1 protein-coding gene is annotated in these 724 nt (G+C 39.2%); it reads right to left on the minus strand.

What is annotated here, in order from left to right; translation table 11 throughout:
- Window positions 1-219: 219 nt before the first annotated feature.
- Entirely contained in the window at window positions 220-591 is a 372-nt protein-coding gene (locus OCI93_RS20945; RefSeq protein ID WP_261627263.1) for an energy transducer TonB, read from the minus strand.
- Window positions 592-724: the final 133 nt, after the last annotated feature.

Genomic DNA, 724 nt, shown 5'->3' on the forward strand with positions numbered 1-724 from the left:
TCTCGATTAATTGATCTGCCGTGAACTTTTCATTTGCAGAACTTGAAAAAGATAAAATAAGGGATATGAATACTAAAGTTAATTTTTTCACTGAACTCTCCTTGTATGCCTAACGCTTTGCATAAAGGGCAGCTACTTGCTGGCTAAACTTGCGCGAAGCGCCAGCCAGCGAGTAGGTGTCCCCACGAACGCAGTGAGGTTTGATGCATTTGTTAGGTTTCATTGCCGCAACTGCCACACCAGTTTATCCGAGTAAGTTGATTTAACAGGCTTACCATTTTTAGTAGCAGGTTTAAAACGCCATTTTTCGAGAGCATTGATCCCGTACTCATCAAATACCCCCTTGGGTACTGATTCTAGAATATTGATGTTTTCCAACGAGCCATTCTCGTTAACAACAGCCGTAAATCTAATATAGCCTTCCGTGTTGCTATTAAACTGATCAATAGGGTATTTGGGATCTATTTTGATAATCCATGCATTGGGTGAATCTAGTTCATTTTCAGAATATACCACCTGAGAATACGATCTCTCTTCAGTTGTGGCACATCCAAACAAACAAAAAACTATTAAAAAAAGAGTGTATTTCAATTTTTTCTCCATGAAACCTAACGCCGTTTTAAGCGGCAAAAAATTGTTGGCTAAAATAAGCGAGGTACGAGCAAAAAGCCAACTGTTTTTTGTCCGACTTGAAAACCCTTGTTAGGCATACATTAACCGTGGT

Source organism: Pseudoalteromonas holothuriae (assembly GCF_945859825.1).
Lineage (GTDB): Bacteria > Pseudomonadota > Gammaproteobacteria > Enterobacterales > Alteromonadaceae > Pseudoalteromonas > Pseudoalteromonas holothuriae.